General features: G+C 71.5%; 21 protein-coding genes and 3 pseudogenes. 12 read left to right on the top strand and 12 right to left on the bottom strand.

Going from position 1 to position 26,959, the window contains the following annotated elements; translation table 11 throughout:
• Nucleotides 1-128 precede the first annotated feature (128 nt).
• Both ALMP_RS30305 and ALMP_RS30310 read right to left on the bottom strand, forming a co-directional pair.
• Entirely contained in the window at nt 129-590 is a 462-nt protein-coding gene (locus ALMP_RS30305; RefSeq protein ID WP_264934026.1) for a hypothetical protein, read from the bottom strand.
• Complete coding sequence (locus ALMP_RS30310; RefSeq protein WP_264934028.1) at nt 578-1,144, bottom strand: sigma-70 region 4 domain-containing protein; 567 nt, start codon at nt 1,142-1,144, stop codon at nt 578-580. Before ALMP_RS30310 ends, ALMP_RS30305 begins: the two co-directional genes overlap by 13 nt.
• A 560-nt stretch (nt 1,145-1,704) precedes the next feature.
• Between ALMP_RS30310 and ALMP_RS30315 the strand changes: the two genes are divergently transcribed.
• Complete coding sequence (locus tag ALMP_RS30315) at nt 1,705-2,280, top strand: adenylosuccinate lyase (RefSeq protein ID WP_264934030.1); 576 nt, start codon at nt 1,705-1,707, stop codon at nt 2,278-2,280.
• On the opposite strand, the gene ALMP_RS30320 is transcribed toward ALMP_RS30315, so the two are convergent.
• The 4 genes and pseudogenes from ALMP_RS30320 to ALMP_RS30335 form a co-directional block, all read right to left on the bottom strand.
• Complete coding sequence (locus ALMP_RS30320; protein ID WP_375803552.1) at nt 2,255-2,785, bottom strand: GNAT family N-acetyltransferase; 531 nt, start codon at nt 2,783-2,785, stop codon at nt 2,255-2,257. The two genes, ALMP_RS30315 and ALMP_RS30320, sit on opposite strands and share 26 nt — an antisense overlap.
• A gap of 50 nt (nt 2,786-2,835) precedes the next feature.
• Complete coding sequence (locus ALMP_RS30325) at nt 2,836-3,234, bottom strand: RidA family protein (RefSeq protein WP_264934034.1); 399 nt, start codon at nt 3,232-3,234, stop codon at nt 2,836-2,838.
• A 60-nt stretch (nt 3,235-3,294) separates the two neighbouring features.
• A complete protein-coding gene (locus ALMP_RS30330) occupies nt 3,295-4,872 on the bottom strand; it encodes an alpha/beta hydrolase (RefSeq protein ID WP_264934036.1) in 1,578 nt (525 codons plus the stop codon).
• A gap of 135 nt (nt 4,873-5,007) precedes the next feature.
• Nucleotides 5,008-5,847: pseudogene (locus ALMP_RS30335) on the bottom strand (radical SAM protein); the annotation flags it as partial.
• Nucleotides 5,848-5,856: 9 nt separating this feature from the next.
• On the opposite strand from ALMP_RS30335, the gene ALMP_RS30340 reads away from it, so the two are divergent.
• The 5 genes from ALMP_RS30340 (at nt 5,857) to ALMP_RS30360 (ending at nt 10,564) form a co-directional block, all read left to right on the top strand.
• A complete protein-coding gene (locus ALMP_RS30340) occupies nt 5,857-7,284 on the top strand; it encodes a recombinase family protein (protein ID WP_264934038.1) in 1,428 nt (475 codons plus the stop codon).
• A gap of 779 nt (nt 7,285-8,063) precedes the next feature.
• Nucleotides 8,064-9,320 carry a helix-turn-helix transcriptional regulator gene (locus ALMP_RS30345; RefSeq protein WP_264934040.1) on the top strand — a complete coding sequence of 419 codons (1,257 nt, stop codon included), beginning with the start codon at nt 8,064-8,066 and terminating at the stop codon, nt 9,318-9,320.
• Nucleotides 9,321-9,477: 157 nt separating this feature from the next.
• Nucleotides 9,478-9,669 carry a hypothetical protein gene (locus ALMP_RS30350; protein ID WP_264934042.1) on the top strand — a complete coding sequence of 64 codons (192 nt, stop codon included), beginning with the start codon at nt 9,478-9,480 and terminating at the stop codon, nt 9,667-9,669.
• The gene (locus tag ALMP_RS30355; RefSeq protein ID WP_264934044.1) at nt 9,666-10,025 is read left to right on the top strand and encodes a DUF6415 family natural product biosynthesis protein; all 360 of its coding nucleotides are present in this window, start codon (nt 9,666-9,668) and stop codon (nt 10,023-10,025) included. The genes ALMP_RS30350 and ALMP_RS30355 overlap by 4 nt, the downstream gene beginning before the upstream one ends.
• Nucleotides 10,026-10,258: 233 nt before the next feature.
• Complete coding sequence (locus ALMP_RS30360; RefSeq protein WP_264934046.1) at nt 10,259-10,564, top strand: hypothetical protein; 306 nt, start codon at nt 10,259-10,261, stop codon at nt 10,562-10,564.
• 93 nt (nt 10,565-10,657) lie between these two features.
• Here ALMP_RS30360 and ALMP_RS44505 read toward each other — a convergent pair.
• Nucleotides 10,658-10,792: pseudogene (locus ALMP_RS44505) on the bottom strand (helix-turn-helix domain-containing protein); the annotation flags it as partial.
• Between the two features lie 87 nt (nt 10,793-10,879).
• Complete coding sequence (locus ALMP_RS30365; RefSeq protein ID WP_264934048.1) at nt 10,880-11,104, bottom strand: hypothetical protein; 225 nt, start codon at nt 11,102-11,104, stop codon at nt 10,880-10,882.
• 297 nt (nt 11,105-11,401) lie between these two features.
• Here ALMP_RS30365 and ALMP_RS30370 point away from each other — a divergent pair, with 297 nt between their 5' ends.
• The 5 genes and pseudogenes from ALMP_RS30370 (at nt 11,402) to ALMP_RS30390 (ending at nt 16,240) form a co-directional block, all read left to right on the top strand.
• A complete protein-coding gene (locus tag ALMP_RS30370; protein WP_264934050.1) occupies nt 11,402-11,845 on the top strand; it encodes an SRPBCC family protein in 444 nt (147 codons plus the stop codon).
• 153 nt (nt 11,846-11,998) lie between these two features.
• A pseudogene (locus ALMP_RS30375) lies at nt 11,999-12,217 on the top strand (hypothetical protein); the annotation flags it as partial.
• A 255-nt stretch (nt 12,218-12,472) separates the two neighbouring features.
• A complete protein-coding gene (locus tag ALMP_RS30380) occupies nt 12,473-14,935 on the top strand; it encodes a SpoIIE family protein phosphatase (protein ID WP_264934052.1) in 2,463 nt (820 codons plus the stop codon).
• A 138-nt stretch (nt 14,936-15,073) separates the two neighbouring features.
• Nucleotides 15,074-15,799, top strand: coding sequence for a class I SAM-dependent methyltransferase (locus ALMP_RS30385; RefSeq protein WP_264934054.1), 726 nt, complete (start codon nt 15,074-15,076; stop codon nt 15,797-15,799).
• 99 nt (nt 15,800-15,898) lie between these two features.
• Nucleotides 15,899-16,240 (top strand): DoxX family protein, encoded by a 342-nt coding sequence (locus ALMP_RS30390; protein ID WP_264934055.1) that lies wholly within the window; start codon nt 15,899-15,901, stop codon nt 16,238-16,240.
• A gap of 56 nt (nt 16,241-16,296) precedes the next feature.
• On the opposite strand, the gene ALMP_RS30395 is transcribed toward ALMP_RS30390, so the two are convergent.
• The 4 genes from ALMP_RS30395 to lanKC form a co-directional block, all read right to left on the bottom strand.
• Nucleotides 16,297-17,163, bottom strand: a complete 867-nt coding sequence (locus ALMP_RS30395) for a sigma-70 family RNA polymerase sigma factor (protein ID WP_264934056.1) — start codon at nt 17,161-17,163, stop codon at nt 16,297-16,299.
• Between the two features lie 96 nt (nt 17,164-17,259).
• Entirely contained in the window at nt 17,260-19,140 is a 1,881-nt protein-coding gene (locus tag ALMP_RS30400) for an FAD/NAD(P)-binding domain-containing protein (RefSeq protein WP_264934057.1), read from the bottom strand.
• A 12-nt stretch (nt 19,141-19,152) separates the two neighbouring features.
• On the bottom strand, nt 19,153-20,913 hold the full coding sequence (locus tag ALMP_RS30405; protein ID WP_264934059.1) for an ABC transporter ATP-binding protein: 1,761 nt from the start codon (nt 20,911-20,913) through the stop codon (nt 19,153-19,155).
• A gap of 261 nt (nt 20,914-21,174) precedes the next feature.
• Nucleotides 21,175-23,901 (bottom strand): class III lanthionine synthetase LanKC, encoded by a 2,727-nt coding sequence (lanKC, locus tag ALMP_RS30410; protein ID WP_264934061.1) that lies wholly within the window; start codon nt 23,899-23,901, stop codon nt 21,175-21,177.
• 191 nt (nt 23,902-24,092) lie between these two features.
• On the opposite strand from lanKC, the gene ALMP_RS30415 reads away from it, so the two are divergent.
• Complete coding sequence (locus ALMP_RS30415) at nt 24,093-26,927, top strand: BTAD domain-containing putative transcriptional regulator (protein ID WP_264934063.1); 2,835 nt, start codon at nt 24,093-24,095, stop codon at nt 26,925-26,927.
• Nucleotides 26,928-26,959 lie beyond the last annotated feature (32 nt).

Here is a 26,959-nt window from a genome sequence, read left to right on the forward strand (position 1 = left end):
CGCCATCGTCGTGCGCTCTCTTCTCGGGCGGGGCGGGGCGGGGGCGGGGCGCCGGGGACGGGGGTGTGGGGGCGCCGGTACCGCCGCTCCGTCGGCCGGGGCCGGGGAGCGGCGGTCCCGTCATGGCGTCAGCCGGCCAGCGCCTCCGCGCTCGCCGGTGCCGTCACGACGGTCCTGCCGCCGAGGACGGACGCGTTCCCCGCGCCCTCCTTGCGGCGTGCGCGGCCGGGAAGCCCGGTCTCGCCCTCGGTGTCCGCGGGGCGTTCGGCCCCCGCGGTGGCCTCGGGCCGGACGTTCTCCCCGTGGAACAGCCGGCCCAGTACGACGAGGCGGGCCACCGCCTCTCCGGGCAGATGCCGCAGGGCGAGCAGGGCTCGGCCCACGGCGGACCCGGCGCGTGCGGCCGTGTCGAAATACAGCGGTGACGTCCAGGGGGCGTCGGCGGGGTCGCCTCCCGCGGCCCGCCGCTGGATCTCGGCCGTGATGTCCTCGAAGTACCGGGCATCGTGTTCCAGCCACTCCTCGGGAGTGGGCGGCGCGGCATGGTCGATCAGACGTGCCCTGCGGCGTTGCGCCGTCACATGAGGCATGCCTTCTCCTTCCTTCTCTCGGTCTCCACGTCGAAGAAGCCCGTCTGGAGCTCCTCCACGGAGACGCCGGCGTCCGCCAGGTGGTGCCTGGCCCGCTTCATGAGCTTGCTGGTCCAGCCCTCCGAACGGCCCAGCACCTCGGCGGTCCTGGCGTTGGTCCACCCCAGGGAGGCGATGAGGCGGTAGACCGCCCGCTCCGACTGCGGCAGCCGGTCGACCTGCCCCAGCCACGGCCGGAACTCGTCGTCCACCTCGCAGAACCGGAAGCCGTACAGGGAGACGAGGGGGATCAGATGCACCTCGCACGGGCCGCAACGCCTCTGACGGGTCGCCAGGTCGTCCGCCGCGAGCTGCATGCTCACGTCCATCAGCCGCTCGTACGCCTCCCTGACGCCGACTCCGTCGGGCAGGCGGGGCAGAGTCCTGGTGAAGGCCTCCTGGGTGATGCGCTTGACGTTGCAGCGCGGGTCGTCGTAGGCCTCGAACGTGTCGAACTGCACCTCGTGGAACAGACTGCGCATCAGTTCCTGCTGGCGGGACGGGTCGAGTGTCATGTCTTCAAGGCCCTTCGGACAAAACGGTGGCGCCGCCGGCGCCTCGGTGCAGGAGCTCGTCGGCTCCGCATCGACGGCACCCATCATCAGGGGACAGTCCGAAGACCCTTTCCTGTCGGTCTCGGTACCTGTCTGACGACCCGTTACTTATCGGTAGCAACGCTCTGTGATCGTTCTTGGGTAGACCACTGCTCATTGACGGCAATGTTCCGGGAGATGTGTCAAACAACAGCCGTTCGCGGGCTGTTGGCTGGGCATCGTACTGACCCGGGCGGCAACCCCTTTCCGCGTCACGGATTCGCCCGCGCGAAGGATCCCCCTTCGAAAACACGCCGAACTTGGTCGCACGTGACAGAAGTTGGTGCCGAGAGTCGCTCCACCTGTCCGGGCGACGGGACGTTGCTGCACGTCACTGGTGGAGACAGGACCGTTCTGACCGGTGCCGCGCCGGGCCCGGGGAGCGGGCGCACACCGTCCGGGGGCGCGTTCGCACCGATCGCCGGTGCGCGGGTCGTGCTTCCGTGCGCCGCCGCGCGCCGCCCACCCTCTACGCTCGGTACATGGACGAAGAGTTGCGATCACTCACGGACCGCTTACGGCGGGAATCGGGTGGGACGGCGGCTTTCGAGCGGCTGGCGGACACCGCGGACCACGACGAACTGGCAGGCGTGCTCACCGAGTCGGGCCGGCCGCTGTGGGCCCGGGAACTGGCCGCGTTCCGACTGGGCCTCGCCGGGGACCGACGCGCCTTCGAGGCCCTCGTCCTGCTGCTCAACCACCGCGATCCGCCGCGCTGCGCCTCCGCCGCCCACGCCCTGGCCCGCCTCGGCGACCCCCGCACCGCCCGCGCCGCGGCCGCCCTCGCCACCAATGAACTGCGCGTCGCCTACGCCCTGCACCCCATCCGGCTGCTGGTGGACCTGCGCGCGCCCGAGTCGGTCCCCGCGCTGATCACCACGCTGCGACGCAGACTGCTCCCGCACGACCCCTACCGGCGCGTCGCCCTCGCCTGCGTCGACGGGCTCGGCACCCTCGGCGACGACCGTGCCCGCCCGGTGCTGAACGACGCCCTCGCCCACCCGGCGCTCGCCGAGGCGGCCGTACGCGCCCTCAGGCGGATCCCCCGGCAGCGGTGAGCGGCGGCAGCGGCAGGTGCCCGAGGTACCGCACCTCGGGCACCTGGACCCCGTCCACCTCGAAGGGCTCCTCGGTGCCGTCGGCGTGGAACCCGGCCCGCTCGTAGAAGCGGCGGGCGGGGGTGTTGTCCCGCAGGACCCACAGGTACATCCGGGCGTGTCCCCGGGCCCCGACCTGCCGTACGCACTCCTGGAGCAGAGCGCGCCCGACGCCGGTGGAGCGCTCCTCGCCGTCCACGTAGAGCGCGTACAACTCGGCGTCCCGCGTGCGGAGTTCACCCTCGCGGTAGGGGCCGTGGGCGGCCCAGCCGACCACCCTGCCGCCTCGCTCCGCCACCAGGTTCACCACGCCGGCGTCGCCCTCCTGGAAGCGGGCGCGGCGGCGCTCGGCGTCCCGGGTGACGCTGAGCGCGTCGAGGTACGTCCGCGGCATCAGCCCCCGGTAGGCGCTCTGCCAGCCCCGGACGCGGATCTCGGAGACGCGGTGACAGTCGGCGAGGGTCATGTCCCGCACGACGACGGGCGAGCTCACCCGCCCACCGCCGCTGGGCGAACTCACTCGCCCACCACGGCGAACGCCTCGATCTCCATCAGGAACTCCGGGCGCACCAGCGCGGCGACCTGCACGGCCGAGGCGGCCGGGAGACGGTCGTCGGGTATGTGCGCGGCGCGGGCCGCGCGGATCGCCGGGAGATGCGCCATGTCCGTGACGAAGTAGGTCAGCTTGACGACGTCGTCGAAGGAGGCGCCCGCGGCGGCGAGACAGCGCCGCAGGTTGTCGAAGACCTGATGGGCCTGCGCCCCGGGGTCGCCCGCGCCGACCAGCCGGCCGTGTGCGTCGAGCGGCACCTGCCCGGCGACGGCCACGAAGCGGCCGGTGCCCCACACGACATGCGAGTACTGCGCGGCGGGGGCGACGCCGTCGGGGGCGGCGATCCTGGTCGGCTCACTCATGCGTCCATGGTGGACCATGGGTGTGACGACGCCCCCGGCGGGTCGCCCGGTGGCGCGGACTCAGCTGCGGAAGCCGAGCAGCCCGTGCAGGACCGTGCCGTGGGCCGTGCCCGAGGCTGCCTTCGTGCTCAGCGGCTTGGGGTCGGGCAGCGCGGCGCACACCGCGTCCACCTGGCCGGTGCCGCGCGGCACCGTGCCGTCGGTGAGGTACTCCGCGAGATGCTTGTCCAGACAGGCGTTCCCGCTCAGCGTGACGCCGTGGTTCCCGCCGCCCTGCTCGACGACGAGGCTGGAGCGGCGCAGCAGCGCGTGGACCAGCGCGCCGCCCTCGTACGGGGTGGCCGCGTCACCGGTCGCCTGGAACAGCAGGGCCGGAGGCAGGTCGCCGTTGGTGACGTCCACCGGGTCGAGCGGGCGCGTCGGCCAGAACGCGCACGGCGCGTTGTACCAGGCGTTGTTCCAGGTCATGAACGGTGCCTTCGCGTACGCCGCCCAGTTGTCCGCGCGCCAGGTGGCCCAGTCGCGCGGCCAGGAGGCGTCCCGGCACTGCACCGACGTGTACACGCTGTAGCCGTTGACCCCCGCCGCGTCGATCGCGGCGAAGTTCTCGTACGCCTCGACCAGCGGATCGGCGTTCTTGTCGTTGACGTACGCGGCGAACGCCTCGGCGAGGTAGGGCCAGTAGCCGTTGTAGTAGCCGCCCGGCAGGAACGTGTCCTCCAGCTCCGCGGCGCCCACCTTGCCGTCGGCCGGCTTCTTCGCCAGCGCCGCCCGCATCGCGTACCAGGTGGCCTCGACCTTCTCCGGGTCGGTGCCGAGCCGGTAGGTGCCGTGGTGCTTGGCGACCCACGCCATCAGGGCCCGGTGACGGTCGTTGAAGGCGTGGTCCTGGAGGAGGTTGTCCTCGTACCACACGCCCGTCGGGTCGACGATCGAGTCCAGGACCAGGCGCCGTACCCGCTGCGGGTGGAGCTTGGCGTAGACGGCGCCGAGGTAGGTGCCGTACGAGTACCCGAAGTAGTTCAGCCGCGAGGCGCCGAGGGCCCGGCGGATCGCGTCCATGTCCCGTACCACGCTGAGGGTGTTGACGTGCGGCAGCACGTCCGCGTACTTCCTGCCGCAGGCCTCGGCGAAGGACTTCGCGCGCCGGAGGTTGGCCCGCTCGATCGCCGCGGTGCCCGGGACCGAGTCGGGGCGCACCGGGGCGAAGTGGTTGGGCGCGCAGTTCAGGGCGGGCTTGCTCAGGCCCACTCCGCGCGGGTCGAAGCCGATGACGTCGTACTGGGCGGCGACCGACTTCGGCAGCGTCTTGGCGACGAAACCGGCGAGCCGCAGCCCGCTGCCCCCGGGCCCACCGGGGTTGACCAGCAGCGGCCCCTGGTACCGCTTCGCGGTGTGCGGGACCCGCGACAGCGCGAGGGTGATCTGCTTCCCGTGCGGGTCGGCGTGGTCGAGCGGCACCTCGAGGGACCCGCACTGGAGCGACGGATAGTCGGTGGTGCCGCAGTCCTTCCAGTCGATTTGTGCCGCCCGGGCGGCCTGCGCGGAGGGCGACGGGCTCGCGCCGGCGGGCGCGGCGGTGAACGTCCCGGCCACGACGGCGGCGGCAGCGCACAGCACGGCTGCGCGTTTTCCCATGGAGTACTCCCAGGACGGAGGTCGAGGGACCGCGGAGGTCACGGCCCTCGGCGCATCGTCCCGGAAAGAACGCCCGGAAGAACCCGATCTGGCGATACTTGACCCGATTGGGTCGCCGGATGCCCTCGAACGCGCTCAGAGCAGCGTGAGTTGGGTGGGCCCGGACGCCGGCCCGGACTCGGCCGGGTCCTCCACCGGCCGCGGCGGCCGGATCCGGCGCGGCATCCCCGCGCGCGTGGGGCCGATGCCGTACTCCTCGGCCAGGTCGTGGACCTGACCGGTGATCCGGCGCTGGTACCACTTGGGCGCGTACGCGCCGTCGGCGTAGAGCCGCTCGTAGCGGCGCACCAGGTGCGGGTGGCGCTGTCCGAGCCAGGCCATGAACCACTCGCGGGCGCCGGGCCGCAGATGCAGCACCAGCGGGGCGACCGAGGTCGCGCCGGCCGCCGCGATCGCCCGCACGGTCTCCCGCAGTTGGGCCGGCTCGTCGCTCAGGAAGGGGATCACCGGGGCCATCAGCACCCCGCAGCCGATGCCCTGCTCGGTGAGGGTCCGCACGACGTCGAGGCGGCGCTCGGGGGCCGGGGTGCCCGGCTCCACCGTGCGCCACAGCTCGGTGTCGGTGAAGCCGACCGACACCGAGATGCCGATGTCCGTCACCTCGGCGGACTGCTTCAGCAGGTCGAGGTCGCGCAGGATCAGGGTGCCCTTGGTCAGGATGGAGAAGGGGTTGGCGTGGTCGCGCAGGGCGGCCAGGATGCCCGGCATCAGCCGGTAGCGGCCCTCCGCGCGCTGGTAGCAGTCGACATTGGTGCCCATCGCGATGTGCTCGCCGTGCCAGCGCGGCGAGGCGAGCTGCCGGCGCAGCACCTCCGGCGCGTTCACCTTCACGACGATCTGGGTGTCGAAGCCGATCCCGGTGTCGAGGTCCAGGTAGCTGTGCGTCTTGCGGGCGAAGCAGTACACGCACCTATACTTCAGCCCGTGACACCATTTCAGCGGGGCGCCACTTACGAGCGGATCTCCAAGGCCGACGCCGGCGACGAGGACGGCGTCATGCGGCAGGGAGAGGACACCGAGGAGATCGCCAAGCGGCGCGACATCCCCATCGAGGGCCGGCGCTTCCGGGACAACGACAAGTCGGCGACCCACGGCAAGCACCGGCCTGACTACGAGCGGCTGATGGCCGCCGTGCAGCGCGGCGAGGTAGACGTCATCATCGTCTACATGCTGGGCCGCCTGTGGCGAAACCGGCGGGAACGAGCCGAAGGGATGGAGATCCTGCGCAAGCACGGCGTGAGCGTGCTCTGCGTGAAGGGCCCCGAACTGGACCTCACCACCGCCGCCGGCCGTCTGCTCGCCGGGCTCCTGGGTGAGGTCGACACCTTCGAAGTCGAACAGATGTCAGAGCGCGAGCAGCGCGAGATGCGCCAGCGCGTCGAGCGCGGTCAAGCGCCCACCGGGCCGCGCTGCTTCGGCTACACCGCCGACGGCAGCGAGGTCATCGACAGCGAGGCCGCTGAGGTCCGCAAGATGTACGAGGCGATCGCCGCAGGCGCCAGCCTGTCCGGCATCGCCGCCGACCTGAACGAACGCGAGATCCTCAACCGCAACGGCAAGCCGTGGACCCACAACGCCGTGCGCTACCTCCTTCAGAACGCGCGCTACGCGGGCCTGCGCGAGTACAACGGCACCACGTACGCCGGGAAGTGGCCGGCCATCGTGAGCGAGGACCAGTGGCGCCAGGCCGTCACGACCCTCACCGACCCGAAGCGCAAGACGTCGCCCGGTCCGGCGCGTAAGTGGCTGCTGTCGGGGATCGCTCGCTGCGGGGTCTGCAACGACGGCACCACTGTCACCAGCGCGCAGCGGAGCTCGAAAGGCGCTCGCGACGGAGACCGCATCTACAAGTGCCGCGGCCCCGTCAAGCACCTGGCGCGCAGCGCAGAGCCGATCGACGAGCTGATCGCGGGCACGGAGCCAGGGAAGCCGTTGGGGTTGGTGCCGCAGTTGTTCGTGCGGGAGGACGTCGGCCGGCTGCTCCTGGACGACGAGCGACCGGACATGGATGAGCTGACCGCCAAGGCGGCCGCCCTGCGTGCACGGTTGAAAACCATGACCGACGCCTTCGCGGACGACGACGAGGCCGACGCCCTGGAGTTCCGGGCTGCCGTACGTCGAGTGAAAGAGCGCCTGGCGGAGATCGAGCAGAAGATGACCAGCCCGGCCCGCGCGGCCGTCCTGGGGGACATCGTGCGTTCCGACGACCCCGTGGCGGCGTGGGCTGCGCTGCCTCTGGAGCGCAAGCGCGCGGTCGTCAACATGTTGATGACCGTGACGATCCACCGGTCCGGGCCAGGCCGACGGAAGTTCGATCCCACCTCCATCGAGATCGTTCCGAAGACCCCCTGACGCTGGGCGCCGCGGTCAGCGGCACCCAGCGTCCAGCCTGCGCTGGCTCAGCAGGCAGGTGTCAGTGTCCAGAGGGGGCGGCACCTCCAGGGAACACGCAGAGCGCTGGTTCGGTGGCCGCGCCGTCAGGCTGCGGGCTCTCCGCAGGGGGTGGTGCGGCCGGTGGGCTGGGCGCCGACGGCGGACTCGACCCGGCGTCCTGTGATGGTGTTCCGCCGTCACCACTGGGTCCGCCCCCGGGGGAAGTGACGTCTCTGCGATGGGCGTTTCCTCGCCGACTGGCACGATCCCTGGCCGGAAGCCCCGGCGGGGCGGCACCGAGGGGCTGCCCGTTTCCGCCGGGCTGCTTGATGCAGTGCCGCTCTGTGACGGCGACGGCCGGGGTGCGGAAAGTGGAGGGCTACCGGGCGGCTGTGGCGGAAGGAGGGATGGCGGCGAGTGCGGCGCGGGAGTGCTGACCGCCGGTGCGGAGGGCGGCCAGCCCTGACTACGGTCGTCGGTCCAGGGATGGACGGTGACCATCGTGACGGTGGTGGCCGTGACGGCGACTCCGGTGTCGGCACCGATGAGTTGTCCACGGTGTTCGCATCGATGCCGCGCTGCTGCTCTGCCTCCCGGCCGATCACGCCACCGCGCGCCTGAGAGACGTCGACGGCCACAACGGCCGGGAGGTGGGCGTACACGACGACGGCCCCCACCATGAGGATGGGGGCCGATCGCTGCTACCCCCGGCAGTGCCAGGGGTACCGTTCTGGTGTCGAAGCAGAACGGAGCCCAGTATGCCCGAGCATACCGACATTCCAGCCCCCTCGACGTTCGGGCAGCGTGTCCAACGCGCCCGCGAGCGCACCGGCAAGACGAGGGCCGTGGTGGCCGGCCTCATGGATCAGTCCACCGAGTGGGTCAAGGCCATTGAGACCGGCCGCATCGGAATGCCTCGCCTGCCCAAGCTTCTCCGGCTCGCGCACGTCCTCGGTGTCGAAGACATCGCCGAACTGACCGGAGATGAGCGCATCGCCGCCACCACCTACAGCAAGGCCCAGCACGGCGCGCTGCCCGCCATGAAGCGCGCGCTGACCACCTACCAGCTGGCGCTCGCCGACCGGGAGCCGGAGCCCGCCGACGTGCTCGCCGCGCGCCTGCGGCAGGCGTGGAAGCTATGGCACGCCCGCGACCGCCGTACGGGCCCGCGGGACACCGTCGAGGGCAACCGGTCCCGCATCGTCGCTCTGCTGCCGAACCTGCTCGCCGACACCCAGCACGCCGCGCGCGCCCTCGAGGGAACCGACCGCCGGCGCGCCCTCGTCGCGCTCGCCGAGACCTACCACCTGGCCCAGCTGTTCCTGTCCTTCCAGCCCGCCCCAGAACTCGTCGTGCTCACCGGGGACCGGGCCATGACGGCGGCTCAGGACGCCGACAGCCCCCGCGCCATCGCCTCCGCCGCCTGGTACGTCAACCACGTCCACCGGGACGCTGGAGAGGCAGCCGAAGCCCGCGTAGAGCTGGCTGAGCAAGCTGCCGCGCTCCTGCCCGACCGCGACGACCCGGACCACATCGCCCGCCGCGGCCTGCTGTACCTGGCGGCCGCCCTGTCGTACGCGAAGACCGGCCAGGCCGGGGACGCATGGTGGTACTGGGACAAGGCCGACGCCGCGGCCCGCCAGCTGGGGGACGACTACGCGCACCCGTGGCTGATGTTCGGGCGGGGCATCGTCGACGGCTACGCCGTCACCATGTGGAACGACTTGGTGCAGCCCGGCAAGGCGCTCCAGGTGGCGGACTCCCTCGACTTGGACCGGATCCCGTCGGCCACCCGCCGCTCGTACCACCTGATCGAGACGGCCCGCGCGTACAACCTGACCGGCGAGCGCGTGGCCGCCGTCTCCCTGCTCAAGAAGGCCTACGCGGAGTCGCCAGAGACGATCGAGTACAACCTGCACACCCGCAGCGTCCTGCCGGAGTTGGTGAAGTCCGGGCCGCGCATGGTCCGTGACGACGCACTCGGCTTGGCACGCGACTTGGGCGTGCCCGTGTGATCACGTAGGGGTAGGAAGCGTACCCCTCGCCAAGGGGGTAGAGGCGGTACCCACTGGCGGCCTCCGCCGCTCATAGTGTCGACAGCTCAGACAAGACCCCCGCGACCGGGCGAACGGTCCGGGGGCGTGGCCACAGCTGCGAAGGAGCTGCGACACCATGCAAGCTACAGCCTCGCCCGCGAATCGCACACAGGGCCACGGGCTCACGATCCGGGTCTACACCGTGAACCGGCACGGCACGGTCACCGCCGACACCGGCACCCGCTTCGTGCCCGCAGACGGCCCGGCCACCGTCAGCGCGTACCCGCCGTGCGGGTGCCCGCTCCACCGTGAGGTGGTGACCCGGTGAACGCCACCCGGTCCGCCACGGAAACCCCGCCGCCGGCCGCCCACGGAGTGGCCGCCGCAGCCGCCTGGTTCCTCTCGCAGAAGACACTGCCGCGCCACCAGACCGTGGCGCTGTTCGCCAACGACTTCACCAGGTACCTGGAGCGGCTGATCCCGCAGATCGAGCAGATGGCGGCCGCCCACCCCGACGACGCCGCGCAGGCGGTGGCCGCCCGGGCGGGAGTCGACGAGGCCCTCCAACGGCTGAGCCTCGCGCACCGCCCGGGCCTGAACGGCGAGGTTGAACGGGTTAAGCGGCTCGCGCGGTCCGTCGTGGCGCTGCGCACCCACTACGAGAAGCTCGGCGGCCGGCCCTGAAGGCCATCGCAGCGCTGCTCCTCTACGTCGCGGCTGTGTCCGCTCCCGTCCTCGTCCTGGTGCTGGCGCGGACCCTGGCCTGACGCACCCCCACGGCGACCGCGGGTCAGGGTCGCACCCCGAAACGTCCCTCCCGTCCCGGACCGCAAGCCGGGGCGGGAGGGGCCCGCAAGAAGCCCGCCCCGTCGCAGGATCCGGAAGACCTCGGCGGGGCGGGCGTCAGAAGGAGACTGATGGACCCCGTTGACGAGCAGCTGCCGGTCCCACCGCCCTTCATGTGGGCGTGCGACGACTGCGCCGAGCTGCTGGACGCGCTGGCCGAGACGGTCACTGCGGATGCGGGCTGCTTCACCGAGCAGATGGCTATCGCGCGGCACATCGTGGAAGAACACCCTGACGCCGTACCTGAGTCCCACACCACTGGCTGCGGCCAGTGCCCGCACTACGCAGCCCGCAGCGACGGCGACCCCCGGGGGGTGTGGGCGCAGCACCGAGCCCGCGACCTGTTCCTGCCGGCATCTGTCGCCCGGCTGCTGTAGGCCGCCCGGTCCCCCCTGAGCGGCCCCGTCTGCCCGCCCCCCGTGGCGGATGGGCGGCGTCTTTCGCGTCCCGACAGTCGGTCGACGAAGGGAAACGCGAGTGTCGAGCACGGCCGCGATCCGAAGGAGGTCGCCGTAGCGGGGATCTCCTTCTCCGGACTCGATGCGCTTGAGGGTACTGCGGCTCAGGCCGGTGGCCTCGCAAAAGGACTCCTGTGATGGAGTCAGTTAACGAAGGTGACCTGAGTCTTCACGGTTTCGTCTGCCTCGGGCCCGCCGCGGTGGAGGCTTGCGGTCGTCCGCTGGGGCGGGGGCTCACAGGGTCGATTGGCGGCTGCGCTCAGTCGTGCGCTCGCGCAGTAGTAGCCAGGGCCGGATGTCGCCGCGTTCGTCGGTGGGTTCGGCGCTGCCCCGGAGCAGGGTGGTGTAGGCCGCCGTCCCTGCCCGGCTCGGATGTGGTGGCGGTCCGGCGTCGTTCCCGACCGTGATCGATCTGGTCATGTTCTTCCAGACCCTGTCGGCGTGCGGTGCGCTGACCATGGGAAACCTCCCCAGCTGAATAGGGTCATGGAGTGAAGTGCGCGCGGGTGGTCACCGCGTCCGCCCCGAACAGCGCGGGGTCCGCGGCACGGTCGTGACGGGACTTCACTGTGAGGTTCTCCCAGCGCATGAGGCCTCCTCGGTAGCACTGGGCCCACAATAGAACATCTGTTCCCATGATCGTGCGAGGGTTCTTTCCGATCGCCGGGCGACCGCTTGCGACCCCCGATTTGGGCGGCTGCCGACCGGGGTGGTTGGCTTGGCCCGACCCCGAGATACAAGGACCTGGAGGAACCCATGGCGCAGGTCGAGGCCACCACCGAGCGGATCGTCGCGGCGAGCCCGGACAAGGTGTTCGACACGCTCGCCGACTACAGCGACACGCGCGGGAAGCTGCTGCCCGAGCAGTTCAGCGAGTACGAGGTGCGCGAGGGCGGCGACGGCGAGGGCACCCTCGTCCACTGGAAGCTCCAGGCCACCAGCAAGCGTGTGCGCGACTGCCTCCTGGAGGTCACCGAGCCCACCGACGGCGAACTCGTCGAGAAGGACCGCAACTCCTCGATGGTCACCGTCTGGCGCGTCACCCCGGCCGGCGAGGGCACCTCCCGGGTGGTCGTGACCACGACCTGGACCGGTGCCGGCGGCATCGGCGGCTTCTTCGAGAAGACCTTCGCGCCCAAGGGCCTCGGCCGGATCTACGACGCGATCCTCACCAGGCTCGCCGCCGAGGTCGAGAAGTAGCACCAGGGGCGTACGGCCCCACCCGTCGATCCCCCCTCACCGGTTCGAGTGGTTCTCACCCCTGACCGGTTCGGCCCGTAACTCGTCGCGCCTGCTCCGGGTTGCCGCTTCCACGCGGACCGGGTGCGGCAGGTGCGACGAGGGGAGCGGCAGGTGGGCGGGACCACGCTGGTGCAGGGCGGACTCCACGGGGAACCGCCGAACACTCCGGCTCGGTGCCGCCCCCGCGAACCCCCGCCACCGACCCCCGTGCGGTCGGTCTTCCTCGCCCTGACGCTCGCCCTGTCGCCGACGGCGCTAGAGCCGATGATCGTCGCCACCGTCCTGCCGAAGATCGTCGGCGAGCTGCACGGCGCGCACCGGATGTCCTGGCCTCCGGCGAGTGCACCGTCGTCGCCGTGGGCTACCCGCCGGCCGCCACCGTCCTCCAGCTGGCCGGCGGCGGCCGCACCGAGTGTGATCCGCGCCTGCCGGCACGACGACTGACGGCATGTCGCCTACCGGCCCTACCCGCCGGTAGGAAGGTGCCGCCAATTCCGGAATTGGCGCACATCGCGAGCGGGGCGCGCCGTACGGTGGGGGCTGCGGACAGATCTTGCGCAGCTCTGGGGAGAGAGGGCCTGGGCCATGGACCACGGCACCGAGAGGGACGCGCCTTTCGGCCGCGGGGCCGACAGCGGTGCGGCGGCCGAACCCTCCGGCGCCGGGCGCGTCCCGCTCGCCGTGGTCCTCGTCGACCGCGCCGGCCTCGTCTCGCACTGGAGCGCCGGCGCCCGCCGCCTCTTCGGCGCCGCCAAGGACGAGGCGATCGGCCGGCCCGCGCTCGACCTGCTCCCCGTCTCCGGCGCCCTCCCCGAGGTGGACGACGACCTCCCGTACGGCGACCACATGACCTACGACGGTCTCGGCCCCGGGCTGGAGACCTCCCTCGACGGCCAGTTGAGCCATCCGGCGTCCGGACGGGCCCGGCTGACCGTGCCCGGCCGGGACCGTGCCGACGTGCTGTGGTGGGCGTACCCGCTCGTCGGGCCCGGGCGTGAGCGGCTGCTCGTGCTGGCCGCCGACGCCGAGGGGCTGCTCCGGCCCGACCAGGGCGACCGGCTGCTCGTCGAGCGTGTCGCGCCCGGCTTCGCACTGCACACCGACTTCCCCGGCGCCGAGGAACTCGCCCGCAGGCTCCCCGAGATCCTGCCCAGCATGAGCGTCGGCGAGAGCGCCCGCATCGTCGCGCAGGTCCTCGAACTCGGCTACCCCGTCCTGGAGTTCAGCCAGAACGACCGGGTTCCGGTGACCCCCGACTGGGGGGTGTCCCGGCGGGTGCAGCGCAGGGCGCGCCGGGAGCGGGCCGCGCGGGCCGCCGCCGAGGGCAGACCCCTGCCGCCGGACCCGGCCGACGAGGGCGAGGACCTCGAGTACGCCGCCGTCCGCGAGCGCCTGGAGTTCCTCAACGAGGTCAGCGGCAGGATCGGCACCTCCCTCGACCTGTCCCGCACGATCATCGAGGTCAGCAAGGCCGTCGTCCCGCGCTTCACCGACGTCGCCGGCACCTATCTGCGCGAACAGGTCGTCGCCGGTGAGGGGTTCCCCGAGGGCGTGCCGGACACGACCACCCTGTGGCACCGGGTCGCCGTCGAGCACACCGACGAACCCGGCCGCTGGGACGACGTCGTGCCCGTGGGCGAGGCCATGCCCTTCCCCGCGCACACACCGTTCTTCCAGTGCATGACGACGGGCGAGCCGGTCCTGGTGCCGCGCATCAGCGAGCAGATGGGCCACGCCATCGCCTCGCAGTTCGACAAGCGCGACATCCGGCCGCTCATCACGCACCGCTCCATGCTGGTCGTACCGCTGAAGGCCCGCAACGTCGTCCTCGGCTTCATGATCCTGCTGCGCCACCCCGAGCGCGCCGAGTTCAACGACATGGACCGGGTCACCGGCGCGGAACTCGCCGCCCGCGCGGGCCTCGTGCTCGACAACGCCCGCATGTACACCTACCAGGAGGCCGTCGCCGAGACCCTCCAGGACAGCATGCTGCCGCACATCCCGGCGCGGATGGCGGGCTGCGACATCGCCACCCGCTATCTGCCGGGCACGCTGCTCGGGCGCGTCGGCGGCGACTGGTTCGACTCCGTGAAGCTGCCCGGCGCCCGCACCGCACTCGTCGTCGGCGACGTCATGGGCCACGGCCTCAACTCCGCCGCCATGATGGGCCAGTTGCGTACGGCCGTACAGACCATGGCCGCGCTCGACCTGCCGCCCGCCCGGCTGCTGCGCAACCTGGACGACCTCGCCCAGCGGCTCGGCGAGACCTACCTCGCGACCTGCCTGTACGCCGTCTACGACCCGATAGCGGGCGAGCTGCACCTCGCCAACGCGGGCCACATCCCGCCGGTGCTGGTCCGCGCCGACGACGGCCGCAGCGAGCTGCTGGACCTGCCCACGGGCGCGCCGATCGGTGTCGGCGGGGTGCCGTTCGAGGCGGTACGCGTGCGCGTGGGGCCCGGCGACCGGCTGGTCATGTGCACCGACGGGCTGGTCGAGGTGCGCGGCGAGGACATCGGCGTGGGGCTCGCCACGCTCTGCGAGTCGGCCGCCCACCCGGCCGCCTCCATGGACGACGCCTGCGACACCATCATCCGCGCCCTCAACACGCGCGGCGGCCGCAAGGACGACGTGGCCCTGCTCATGGCCCGTCTCAACGGCATCGCGCCCGAGGACGTCGCCGAGTGGCGTTTCCCCCTCGACCCGGCCCAGGTCGGCCGGGCCCGCGCCGTGGTCCGCGAGCAGCTCCACGACTGGGGCCTGGCCCGGCTCGTCGACTCCGCCGAGCTGATGGTCAGCGAGCTGGTCACCAACGCCGTACGGCACTCCCACGCGCAGCCGGTGGCCCTGCGGCTGGTGCGCGGGGACACGCTGCTGTGCGAGGTGGACGACGACGACCACGACCTGCCGACCCTGCTGAGCGCCGGGCCCCGCGACGAGGCAGGGCGAGGACTTCGGGTGGTCAGCAGGCTGGCCCGCGAGTGGGGGACCAGCCGTACCGGCGGGGGCAAGTCCGTGTGGTTCGAGCTGACCCTGCCCAGGCGCTGAGCGGGGGGAATCGGGCCGTACGCCCTTCGAACGCGGCGTGAAGTTCCGGCCGTCGTGCTTGTCCGCACCGCCGGGGAACGATAAACCGTACTCGCCCGTCGCTTACGGCGGATCAGCCGCTCACCTGGGGAGTTGTGCATGAGCGTGACGAGTCGGTACCGGGAGGCCTGGGAGGGCTTCTGGCGCGAGGCCCCCGACGAGCCGGGCGCGGTGTTCTGGGACGCGGCCCCCGCGGTGACCGCCGCCCACCATCTCGCCTTCTTCGAGCCCCATCTCACCGACTTCGGGCTGCCGCTGATCGACCTCGGCTGCGGCAACGGCACCCAGACGCGTTTCCTCGCCGACCGCTTCCCGCACGTCGTCGGCGTCGACCTGGCCGCCGCGGCCCTCGACCACGCGCGCCGCGCCGACCCCACCGGGCAGGCGACGTACCGGCTGCTGGACGCGGCCGACGACGCCGAGGCCAAGGCGCTGCACGCCGAACTCGGTGACTCCCACGTCTACATGCGGGGCGTGCTGCACCAGTGCGAGCCCGCCGACCGGCAGGCGCTGATGGACGGGTTCGCCGCGCTGCTCGGCGAACGCGGCCGGGGCTTCCTCGTGGAGCTGTCCGAGGCCGCCGGCCCCGTCCTCGGCGCACTGGCCCAGAGCCCCGACGGGCCGCCCGCGAAGCTCACACCGGTGTTCCGGCACGGCATCAACCCGGGTGAGGTGGCCGACGACGCGCTCTCCGCCTATGTGCGCGCCGCCGGGCTCACCGTCCTCGCCTCCGGGGACCTCCCGCTCACCACCACCGAGTTCACCGCGGACGGCACTCGGATCGAGCTGCCGTCGAAGTGGCTGGTGGTCGCCCGGGCCGTGTGACGACCGTCACAGAGAACGGCGGCTTCTCCCTGTCACATGCGCGCGGCGCCGGGTGTCAGGCAGGTGAAGGAAGCCACGATCCGATGAGGAGCCGCCGCCATGTCCACCGCCTACGTCGTCGTCACCGTCCTGGGAGCCGTCATGGCCGGGTTCTCGGCCGGTTCCGTCTTCTTCCGGGCCGAGTGGACCGTGAAGCCGCTCGCCGACTACGGCGTGCCGCGCGCGTGGTGGCCGTGGTTGGGCGTGGCCAAGGCCGCCGGCGCGGCGGGTCTGCTGGCCGGGCTGTTCCTGCCCGTGGTCGGCGTGCTCGCCGCGGCCGGTCTGGTGCTGTACTTCCTCGGGGCCGTCGTCACCGTGGTGCGGGCCCGCTGGTTCTCGCACGTGCCGTTCCCGCTGATCTACGCGGCGCCCGCGGCGGCGTCGCTGGTCCTGGGGTTCTGAGGGCGCGCGAACGGGTGCGGGGTGACCGGTCCGACCGGTCACCCCGCACCCGTTCCTCAGGCGTCGAGCACGGCCACCTCGACGCCGTCCAGCCGCTCGCGGTCCGCGACGACCTCGATGCGGGTGATGCCGTCGTCGGCGACCGTGAAGAGGAGGACCAGCCGCAGCCTGCCCAGCGGGGCCATCGCGAGGCCGACACGGCCGTCGAGCAGCGCGAGGCCGGTGAACCGGGCCCGGCCGGTCGCCGCCATCGCGCCCTCGGCGACGGGACGGGCACCGGTGACCGTGACCGGCTGCGGCGTCGGGACGACGAACCGGTCGGCGGTCAGCACCACGTCCGGATGCAGCAGCGTCACGAGCGCCTCGAAGTCCCCGGCGCGGGTGGCCGCGAGGAACGCCTCGACCGCCGCGCGCTGCCGGGCCGCGTCGGCGGCGGGGGAGGGGGTGCGTCCGCCGACCCGTCGGCGGGCCCGGCTGGCGAGCTGCCGGGCCGCGGCGGGCGTGCGCTCGATCAGCGGGGCGATCGCGTCGAACGGCACCGCGAACAGGTCGTGCAGGACGAACGCCAGCCGCTCGGCCGGCGTCAGCGTGTCCAGGACGACCAGCAGTGCCACCCCGACCGAGTCGGCCAGCACCGCCTCCTCCTCGGGATCACCGTCCTCCGGCGCGTCGTGTGCCTCCAGCGGCTCCTCGCGGCGTGTGCGGCGTGCGCGCAGCATGTTCAGGCTCACCCGGCCCACCACCGTGGTGAGCCAGGCGGTGAGGTCGTTCACCTCGCCGACGTCGGCGCGCGACGCCCGCAGCCAGGTCTCCTGCACCGCGTCGTCGGCCTCGGCGAGCGAGCCGAGCATGCGGTGGGCGATCGCCCGCAGCCGAGGCCGCTCGGCCTCGAAACGTTCCGGCGCCAGGGTGGGCGTGGTCATGACCGTTCCCCGTTTCGTGTGGTCGCGGCGGAGGGTTCCGCCGGGAAGATCACAGCAGAGCGGCGTGTGCGCCGGGCCGCGGGGGCCCGTTCCGACTCACAGGGACTGCGCGACGTGCAGGAGCGCCTTGCGCGCCGCGGTGTCGCTTTGGCGCAGGAAAGGGGAGTTGGCGCGGGGACGGGGAAAGTCGCCCGGATGGGTCGTCAGCCGGGCCGGGTGGGGCGTTCCGTCCGCGCGCAGCGGACGGCCGTCGGCGGTGTCGATGACGCCAGTGGGCTGTCGGCGGCCGGTGGCGGGGTCGACCAGCGTCTCCTCACGGATGTCGCCGCGCTCGATGAGCCGGAGCAGCAGGGGATCGGTCGTGGAGGAAAGAGGCCGGCGAGGCAGGCGGGCCTCCAGCAGGGCATGTGCGCGCACCGTCGTGTCCACGGAGCTGGAGCGCGCCTCGAACACACCGTCCCGGCAGGCTGTCTCCATCTGGGCCCCGAGGAATCGGACGATGCCGGAGCGCGCGAGCGCCAGGAGTTGTTCGAGTCGTGGAGCAGGTGGTCCGCTGGTGAGGAACCGGCACATGGAGACGAAGGCGGGTAGGCCCTGATCCCCGGAGCCCGGAGAGATCAACCCGTTCCGCACCACCTCCCAGAGGGTGTTCATCACGGAGAACAGGGCGTGGTGGACGGCAAGATGAGCGCTGTGGCGGGGGTCGCGCCCCCTTGCCAGGTCAGCGGCGAGGTAATCGGTCATCCACTGTCGCAGTGCCGCGTGGTCGGGAAAGCGGCGGCCCACCAGGGGCTGGTCCGGAGCTTCGATGTCGATGCGGTCCTCGCGGTGAGGGACCGCGTGCGCGATGAGGTCCTTGAACTCGGGGGTGTTCCACGCCACCTCGGACAGGCGAGCGAGGAAGGCGTCCGGGGGCATGGCCAGGCAGTCGGAGTGCGAGGTGGCCAGCTCGCGGTAGCCGGCCTCGTTCAGCTCTCTCGCGATGAGCGGCCACAGGTCCGCGGTGAAGTCCAGGGGCCTGTTCTCCAGGACTTCGAGCCGGAAGTGCCGCGGGTGCTCGGCGGGAGGCCGCCGCAGCGCGTAGGCGAACTTGCAGCGGTACGGCACTCCGCGCCGGGAGCCCGCGTAGATGAGCGGTTCCCGCCCTGACGGCGTGTAACGCAGTTCTCCGCCCACGTCCCGGTGGAATCGGCCGCCGCGGCCCTCTGTGAGCAGGACCATGGCGTCGATGAATGTCAGGCCGAGGCCGCGTACGATCACGGGTTCTCCCGGCCGGATCGGATCCAGCGAGATGTCGGCGGTGGACGCGGGCGGCACATAGGTGAGCCGATGAGCAGCGGCTTTCCGGGCCAGGACTTCCTCGCCGCCACGGGGACGGACGGGGATGTGGCCCTGCGCGTGGATGACGAAGTCGACGTCCAGCGTGTCGCCGCCGCCGAGGGTGATCCGCTGCCGTCCGGCGCGCAGGTCACAGACGTCCAGGGCGAGCGCTTGATGCGTGTGGACCCGGACCCGCGGCGCGGCGGTCCGGACCGTGCGCCGAAAGACCCAGGTCAGGTAGTCACCGACGAGCGACCGGGTACTGAACCAGCCCCTGTGCGCACGCTGGGCCTCGGCGAGGCTCTCCGGCCTCGGGCGGTAGCCGTCGGGGAGGTCGAGAGTGCCCTGGGACAGCTGGGTGGCCCATTCGAAGAGCGTCGGCCCGGGGACGACGGGACCGTCACAGTCCACGGTGTCATCGGTGAACAGCGTGCATTCGTCGGCTCTCGTGTTCGACCAGAGCAGGGCCGACTGACGGTGACGCCACACGAGACCGCCGCCGGCCGGACAGGGATCGATGACGTGCACGTCCAGGAGTCCGTCCGGGAGGAACTCCGCCGCGTTCGCGGCGATCCGTTCGAGGAGAGACGTTCCGCGCGGCCCCGCGCCGATGATGGCGATGCTCGGAGTGACCCCCGCCTCTGAGGTGCTCATCATGTCTCCCTGGGTTCAGGCGATCAGCAGTTGGTGGGTGGCCAGCTCGCGATAGAGCGGGTTGGTCCGCGTCAGTTCGTCGTGGCTGCCGACCGCCACCACCTGACCGCCGTCCATGACGACGATCTGGTCGGCGTCGACGACAGTGGCGAGCCGGTGCGCCACGATCAGCAGCGTGTGGCCGGCGGAGGCGGCGTCGACCGCGTGCCGGAAGGCGGCCTCGTTGTGCGCGTCGAGGTTGCTGGTGGGCTCGTCCAGCAGCAGGATCGGCGGAGCGGCCAGGAGCGTGCGGGCGATGGCCAGACGCTGGCGTTCGCCTCCGGAGAGCAACACGCCGCCTTCGCCGACCTCGGCGTCCAGGCCAAGCGGTGAGCGCTCCGCGATACCGACCAGGTTGACGGTGTGGAGCACCGCCAGCAGCTGCTCGTCGGTGGCCTCGGGCGCGCCGAGCGTGAGGTTGCCGCGGATCGTGCCGGCCAGCACGGGTGCCTCCTGCTCCACGTACCCCAACCGGGCGCGCAGCTGGTCGCGCGGCAGGTCGCGGAGGTCGACCCCGTCGATCCGGATGGAGCCGGAGGTGACGTCGTAGAAGCGCTCCACCAGGGCGAGGACGGTGGACTTGCCCGCGCCGGACGGGCCGACGAGCGCCGTGCGCGTGCCCGCGGGGACGGTGAAGCTCACGTTCCTGAGGACCGGCTCGCCCGACGCGTAGCCGAAGGTGACGTCGTCGAAGGTGATCGCGGCGACTCCCGCCGGATCGTGACGGGACGGCCGGGGCGCCACGGCGGCGCTGTCGACCCGGGTGTCGTCCGCGGTCTCCGTCGGCAGGCACAGCACGTCTTCGACCCGCTGCAGCGCGCCCAGGCCGGCCTGCAACTGGGAGTTGGCGCTGACCACCTGCCCCACCGGCAGGATGAGGAAGAACAGGAAGAGCACGAATGCCACGAGGTCGCCCACGGACAGCTCCCCGCCGGCGACGCGGCTGCCCCCCACTCCCAGCACAAGGAGGAGGACGCCCTGGGTCGCGATGTGAGCGAGCGGGTTGATGAGCGCCTGCAGCCGGGCCTGGTGGACTCCCACCCCGTAAGCTCGGCGGGCGATGTCCTCGACGACCTCGGTCTCACGCTGCTCGGCACGGGCGGCACGGATGGTCCGGGCACCCCGGATGGCCCGCTCGACGCCGGACGTCATCTCGCCGAGAAGCGCCTGGGCCTCTTCGGTCAGCGGACGCGTCCTGCGCGCGATCAGGGCGGCGCCGGTGAGCCCCACCGTCATGCCGGCACAGGTGACGAGGAACAGCGCGGGGTCGACGAGGAAGGCCGCGACGGCCGCGCCCAGGATCATGAGGCCGCCGGTGGCCAGCTCGAACAGCCCCGAGGTGACCACCGAGCGGAGAAGGCTGCTGTCGGCACCGACCCGGGACAGCAGGTCACCGGTGCGGCGGTGGTCGTATTCCGCGATCGGCAGTCGCAGGACGTGCGCCGCGAGCCGTTCACGCACCCTCAGCACCAGCCTCTCTCCGGTGCGGCGCAGCAGATAGTCCCGCACCCCGTTGAGTGCGGCGGCTCCCAGAAGCAGGCCGGTGAGCATGGCCGCCGGTGCCGCTGTCGATCGTGCCGCGGAGATGGCGTCGATCAGGGAGCGGATCAGGATCGGCTGCAGCAGCGTGCCGGCCGCGGCGAGCAGGGACAGCAGCGCCGCCAGCGCCATGACCGGCAGATGGCCACGCAAGTAGTACAGCAGCTCGCGCACTCCGACGCGCTGTGCCCGGCTCATCGTCGACCTCCTGCGAGCAATGCCATGGAGCGGCCCTTCTGCCTTGTGCGCGGAACTGGTTCTGTGCGGTCCGGCCGACTGCGCCGGGGCGGGCAACCGCCTGCGGTCCCACACCCCGGCGCAATCGGGGACTGCGTCAGCAGGTGGTGCTGATCCAGCTGCAGTCGCAGCAGAACGACGTCGAGCCACTGGCGAGGGTGTCCGGAGCGCCGGGCTCCGACTCCATCGCCTGCAGGGCGAGTACGAAGTTGGTCATGGTCTTCACCTCCTCTCCCGGGTCGACGCGACAGGGCTCTCGGCTGCTTGCCGCGCTGCTTCCCCCGTTGGGCGCGGGGCGTCAGCCGAGGGATCCGGACGGGCCGGGACCCATGGGTCCGGGCCCAGGAAGGGCAGGAGTTCGGTGCAGCGCCCGGTCAGTACGTTGATGAGGCGCAGAACTCCGGCGGAACCGGTGGCCAGATCGGTCGAGGCGCGCAGGTTCTGCTCCCCGGCGAAGACAAGACCGTGTTCGTCGGACAGGGCGTGCAGGTTGAGGGCCTGGACACCGTGGTCGACACGTGTTTCCAGGTCGGGCCAGTCAAGTCGCCGCGCGATCTGGCGCAGCGCCCCCGTCAGTCCCGCCCTGCCGTTGAACAGCCCACCACCGATGCAGAACTCGAGGGCGCACGCCCGGCTCAGGGACTCGAAGGACTCTGCGAGACGGTCGTCGTGCCGGTGGTTCAGCAGCAGGTCACCGACGAGGGCGACGCCGGCGCTTCCCGTGGCGAGGTAGGGCAGGACCCGTGATCCGTTCCTCACCTGAAGCGTGCCGTCGCCCAGGGGCTCGCATCCGTCAAGGTCCCGGTGCGCCGCCGCAAGGCCGGCCCGCAGCCAGCGATCGTCACGCGTGACCTCGTAGAGCCGCACCATGAACAGCGCCGGCCCCGACCACCCGTACAGCAGACCGCCGGTGAAGTTGTCGGCGGAATTGCCGCGGCCGTTCCGCGGCGCGGCATCGGCGGGCAGGGTGCGCGGGCCCAGGGCGAGGGCTCCGGCCTCGATGGCCTTCTCCACCGTGGCGCCGGTCTGGACAGCATGGTCCAGATAGCTGTGGTTCCCCGTCCGGCGGTAGAAGTCCAGGCTGGTCAGCCCGATCCCGGACAGCCCGTCGTAGAGCTTGGTCCCGGGCAAGGACCGGCTCTCCTCGACGATCCTGTCGTAGACATCGAGGGCGGTGTCGGAATGACCCATTTTGTACAGAACGTGGCAGATGCCTGCCATCCCGTCGTAGAAGCCCAGGCGGGGCAGCGGGCCGGAGCGCAGGTCGCGTCCGAGCCACTCGATGTAGCCGTCGAGGTCGGCCTCACCGGCGGTGAACAGCGTGTCCACGACACCCGCGGCGCCGAATGCCACGCCGCCGCCTCCGTCGTAGAACTGACTGATGTCTCCGGGGAACAGCCGGTCGCGCCGATCGGGCGTGGCTGTGGCGCGGATCGACGCGACCAAGGCAGCCGTATGGGTGTCCCAGGGTCCCGCGGCGGATCCGAAAGCCAGTGGGGGGTCCGCGGGGCGCAGTCCGGAGGCGGCGGGGCCGGCTGCGGCCAGCGCGCGGGCCAGCGGTTCTGTGATGCTGTCGTCGAGGCCCAGACTCTCGCGGGCCGCGGCGATCAGCGTCGTCGCCTGGGGCGGGCAGAGTTCCAGGACGGAGGTGAGCGGCAGATACAGGAACAGCCGTAGCGCGTTCAGCGAGTACAGGTCGCCGTCGGCGCCCTTCAACGACGGTGGCGCGGCGAAGCCCGGTGTGCCAAGGGCGCGGGGCCCCGCGTAGTTCCGGGGTTGCACCGCTTCGAAGTCGATCAATGACACGTTCAGGTCGTCGTCGATCATGACGTTGCTCGGCTGGAGGTCGTTGAAGCTGTATCCCCGGTCGTGCACCGCCGTGAGCGTTTCCTCGATCTGGCCGAGAATGTGCCCCACGGATGTCAAGTAATCCTTGGTCGTGCCCTCGCCCGCCTCTCTGAGATGCAGATAGTTAATGGTGATCCATTTCTGCAGAGAGATTCCCGGAACGTGTTCCATGGCCAGGAACTCGTGACCGCCCAGAGCGTGGTAGTCGTAGACCCGGGGAACACCCCGAATGTCTTTGAGAGCGACCATCGCGGCATGCTCCGCCCGCAGCCTGGCCGGCGCGTCGCGCCCAATACGGTCGAGGCCCGCGTGCGGCCTGCCTTCCTTCAGAACCAATTCCGCTCCGTCGCGCAGCCTCCGCGCCCGGTAGACTCCGCCGCCGTTCGAGAAGTGGAACGCGCCGGTTATCTCGTACGGAAACTCCACGGGCTGTTCCGAGTTCACCCGCGGGGCTGCCGCATCGGCCAGGAACTTCGGTATCTCGACCCACTCGGGAACGGTGAACACCGGCTCGCGCCGATCGGGCACCAGCACGCCGTCGGGCCGCTCGATGGCCGGTGTCCGGCTGCCGTCCTCCGCGTAGGCGAAGCGCAGGGCGAAGCCGCCGTAACGCACGTACAGCGGGCCTTCGTTCCAGCGCAGGTCGCTGAGGATGTACGGACCCGGCGCGCGGGCGAGGTCCCGGTCGAGCCCGCGCAGCACGCGCTCCAGCTCTGCGACGTCCCGCGGGTAGACCGTGATGAACTTGCCGCTCGCTTCCCGAGGGGCGTACTTGGCGTTCCTCGACTGGAAGACGAGCGAGTTGGGAAGGAACTTGAAAGGAAGGCGCTGTTCGAAGCAGTACCGGGATACACACTCCAGGACGGCGACCGCGTTTTCGGTCGTGGCCGAAACGTGAATCTTCCAGCCTTGCGCGGGCAGTTCGGCGCCTCCCGCCGGCGGCCGTACGCGCGTCCACTGTCCGTCGGATTCCTGCTGCCATCCGGGAGGCAGGCGGACGCTGTCGCGGAAGTCGAGCCATCCGCCACCGGGCCGCACGCGGTCCGGCGAGTCGTAGAACCTCTTGTCCGCCAGGCAGTAGGCCGGATACCGGACATCCACGGGGTGCCTCCTTTCGGCCACGGCTCGCATCGCAGATCGCCATATGTCCGTACAGAGCCGCACGGGCTCAGGCGATCTCCGGGACAACGCTGAACAGCCTGTCCGGCCGACCATGGTCGAACCTTGTCGCAATCTTGAATTGGCTGGTGAAAGCCACTGGGGAAAGGTGAGCTGGCACACGGGGAGGTGTGATGGCGGTCGAATTCCGATTACTCGACGACATCGCGGCGTACGTCGACGGCGTGGCCCTGGAACTGGGCCCTCCGCAGCAGCGTTCGGTGCTGGCGGTGCTGCTCGTCGAGGCGCCTCGTCACCTGTCGACGGAGCAGCTCATCGGACGGGTGTGGGGGGACCGGCCGCCGCAGCGCGTCAAGGGGACGCTGTACAGCTACCTGTCCCGCCTGCGGGGCGCGCTGGCACCGGCGGAGAAGGACGCGGTCATCGCCCGGCGCTCCGGCGGCTACGCACTGGTCGTCGACCGGGACACCGTGGACCTGCACCGCTTCCGTCTCCTCGTCGAACAGGCACGCGCAGCCGACGAAGCCGCCCAGGCCGCCATGCTGTTCGAGCAGGCGTTCACTCTGTGGCTGGGCGAGCCGCTCGAACTCGGTGATACACCGTGGTTCCGAACGCTGCGGGAAAGTCTGCTGCGCGAGCGCTGGGCCGCCGTGCTGGACCGGAACGACGTCCTGCTGAGGCTCGGCCACCATGGAGAGCTGCTGGCCGAGCTGTCCCGATGGGTGGAGCAGCACCCCCTCGACGAACGTCTGGCCGGCCAGTACCTGCTGGCGCTGTACCGCAGTGGGCACACCGCTGACGCCCTGAGCGCGTACGAGGACGTCCGGCGGCGGCTGGCGCAGGAACTGGGCGTCGACCTGGGTCCGCACTTACGCACCCTTCACCAGCAGATCCTGACCAACGACGCGGTGCTGGCCCCTCCGCCGAGGACGCCGACGGCCCTTGCGGCGAGGCCGGTCCCCCGCCAGCTCCCCGCCCCTGCGACGCGGTTGATCGGCCGCGCCGGTGAACTGCGCCACCTGGACGAACTGCTCGCTCCGAAGGAGCAACGACGCGCCGCGATGCCGGTCTCCGTGATCTGCGGCGCCGGGGGCACCGGCAAGACGTGGCTGGCCCTGAGCTGGGCCCACGACCATCTCCGCCACTTCCCCGACGGGCAGCTCTTCGTCGATCTGCGGGGCTACACCCCCTCAGCGGAACCCCTCGACCCGTCCCTGGTGATCAGGGGATTCCTGGACACGCTCGGAGTCGACGCCGAGGACATCCCCGCCGACCCCGACACCCAGGCCGCGCTCTACCGCAGCCTCGTGGCGGACAAACGCATGCTCATCATGCTGGACAACGCCCGCGACACCAGGCACGTTCTGCCGCTCCTCCCCGGCAGCCCCACCTGCACCGTGATGATCACCAGCCGCCACCAGCTGACCGGCCTGGTCGCCTCGCACCAGCCCGTCCACGTCACCCTGGGAACCTTCGACCACACCACGGCACGCGAACTGCTCGGCCTCTTCGCTGACGCGGAACGCATCACCGCCGAGCCCGACGCCACCACCGCGCTGGTGGACCACTGCGCCGGGCTGCCGCTGGCCCTGAGTGTTCTGGCCGCCCGGATCTCCACGAACCCCGCCCTCACGCTCACCGCGCTGGCGGCGGAACTGCGCGATTCGGCCCACCGGCTGGACGTCCTGGAGACCGGCGAGAGCGGTATGGACGTGCGGACCGTCTTCGCCTCCTCGTACCAGGCCCTCGACCATGAGACCGCCCAGGTGTTCCGGCAGCTCGCTCAAGCCCCCGGCCCCGACATCTCGCTGCCCGCGGCAGCCAGCCTCACAGCCCTGCCCGCCGCCCGGCTCCGCACCGTTCTGCGCCGGCTACAGGTCGCCCACCTTCTCCAGGAGCACGCTCCAGGACGGTTCAGCTACCACGACCTCCTCCGCGCCTACGCCATCGAACTGGCCGATGTCACAGACGGCTGTCAGAGCCGAGCGGCACTCACCCGGGTGCTGGACCACTACCTGCTCACGGCGGTTGCGGCCGACCGGCTGCTGCTGCCCTATCGGGACCCGATCCACTTACCACCCACCGCGGAGGGCGTACGCCCCGAGGACATCACGAGCCACGAGCAGGCCATGGCCTGGTTCACGCGCGAACACCCCGTGCTCATCGCCGCGGTCCCCCACGCCGCACGTGCCGGACACGACACCCACACCTGGCAGCTGGCCTGGGCGCTGACCACGTTCCTCACCCGCCGTGGCCGCTGGACCGATGTCGCCGCGATCCACACCACCGCCCTCGCCGCCGCGACCAGGCTGAAGAATCCGGCCGCTCAGGCGGAGTCCCACCGCGCGCTGGCCTGGGAGCGCACCGAGGCCGGCGACACCCGGACGGCATACTCGGAGCTGACGCGGGCCCTCACCATCGCGGCGGAGAACGGCGACGCCCTGTCACAGGCCCACACCCACCTCGCGCTGGGCTGGCTCTATGAGCGCGAAGGCGATCAACACGCGGCACTGCGGCACGACCGGCAGGCCCTCGACCTGTTCGACTCGCTCGCCCACCGTCCCGGGCTCGCACGCGCTCTCAACGCCGTGGCCTGGGACCATGGCCGGCAGGGCAACCACCAGGAAGCCGTGGACCACTGTCACCGGGCACTGGGCATCCAGACAGAGCTGGGCGACCGGCGCGGGCAGGCCGCCACGCTGGACACCCTCGGCTGTGCCTACCAGGACGCCGGTGATCACCGCCGCGCGCTCACCTGCCACCAACGGGCCCTGGCCATCCACCGTGCCCTGGGCCACCGCTACAACGAGGCGGAAGCCCTGATCCACCTGTGCCGGACCCAGCAGGCACTCGGTGATCGTCATGCCGCCGGGCAGGCCCTGGAACAGGCTCTCGCCATCTACCGGGAGATCCAGGTACCCGAATCCTGCGTGGAAGAGGCCCGCGCCCTGCTCCGCGCGCTCCAGGCGGGCGGGGCCGCCGAGTGCTCGCCGGCCCAGTCCTCGTAGGAAGTCCACTCGCCGGCGCGTAACGTGACGCA

The sequence above is a fragment of the Streptomyces sp. A012304 genome (genome assembly GCF_026008495.1).
Classification (GTDB): domain Bacteria; phylum Actinomycetota; class Actinomycetes; order Streptomycetales; family Streptomycetaceae; genus Streptomyces.

What these genes read in the sequence shown, in the direction of transcription:
- ALMP_RS30305 (WP_264934026.1), bottom strand. Translation starts at nt 590, where the DNA reads ATGCCTCATGTGACGGCGCAACGCCGCAGGGCACGTCTGATCGACCAT.
- ALMP_RS30310 (WP_264934028.1), bottom strand. Translation starts at nt 1,144, where the DNA reads ATGACACTCGACCCGTCCCGCCAGCAGGAACTGATGCGCAGTCTGTTC.
- ALMP_RS30315 (WP_264934030.1), top strand. Translation starts at nt 1,705, where the DNA reads ATGGACGAAGAGTTGCGATCACTCACGGACCGCTTACGGCGGGAATCG.
- ALMP_RS30320 (WP_375803552.1), bottom strand. Translation starts at nt 2,785, where the DNA reads ATGACCCTCGCCGACTGTCACCGCGTCTCCGAGATCCGCGTCCGGGGC.
- ALMP_RS30325 (WP_264934034.1), bottom strand. Translation starts at nt 3,234, where the DNA reads ATGAGTGAGCCGACCAGGATCGCCGCCCCCGACGGCGTCGCCCCCGCC.
- ALMP_RS30330 (WP_264934036.1), bottom strand. Translation starts at nt 4,872, where the DNA reads ATGGGAAAACGCGCAGCCGTGCTGTGCGCTGCCGCCGCCGTCGTGGCC.
- ALMP_RS30345 (WP_264934040.1), top strand. Translation starts at nt 8,064, where the DNA reads ATGCCCGAGCATACCGACATTCCAGCCCCCTCGACGTTCGGGCAGCGT.
- ALMP_RS30350 (WP_264934042.1), top strand. Translation starts at nt 9,478, where the DNA reads ATGCAAGCTACAGCCTCGCCCGCGAATCGCACACAGGGCCACGGGCTC.
- ALMP_RS30360 (WP_264934046.1), top strand. Translation starts at nt 10,259, where the DNA reads ATGGACCCCGTTGACGAGCAGCTGCCGGTCCCACCGCCCTTCATGTGG.
- ALMP_RS30365 (WP_264934048.1), bottom strand. Translation starts at nt 11,104, where the DNA reads ATGGTCAGCGCACCGCACGCCGACAGGGTCTGGAAGAACATGACCAGA.
- ALMP_RS30370 (WP_264934050.1), top strand. Translation starts at nt 11,402, where the DNA reads ATGGCGCAGGTCGAGGCCACCACCGAGCGGATCGTCGCGGCGAGCCCG.
- ALMP_RS30380 (WP_264934052.1), top strand. Translation starts at nt 12,473, where the DNA reads ATGGACCACGGCACCGAGAGGGACGCGCCTTTCGGCCGCGGGGCCGAC.
- ALMP_RS30385 (WP_264934054.1), top strand. Translation starts at nt 15,074, where the DNA reads ATGAGCGTGACGAGTCGGTACCGGGAGGCCTGGGAGGGCTTCTGGCGC.
- ALMP_RS30390 (WP_264934055.1), top strand. Translation starts at nt 15,899, where the DNA reads ATGTCCACCGCCTACGTCGTCGTCACCGTCCTGGGAGCCGTCATGGCC.
- ALMP_RS30395 (WP_264934056.1), bottom strand. Translation starts at nt 17,163, where the DNA reads ATGACCACGCCCACCCTGGCGCCGGAACGTTTCGAGGCCGAGCGGCCT.
- ALMP_RS30400 (WP_264934057.1), bottom strand. Translation starts at nt 19,140, where the DNA reads ATGATGAGCACCTCAGAGGCGGGGGTCACTCCGAGCATCGCCATCATC.
- ALMP_RS30405 (WP_264934059.1), bottom strand. Translation starts at nt 20,913, where the DNA reads ATGAGCCGGGCACAGCGCGTCGGAGTGCGCGAGCTGCTGTACTACTTG.
- ALMP_RS30415 (WP_264934063.1), top strand. Translation starts at nt 24,093, where the DNA reads ATGGCGGTCGAATTCCGATTACTCGACGACATCGCGGCGTACGTCGAC.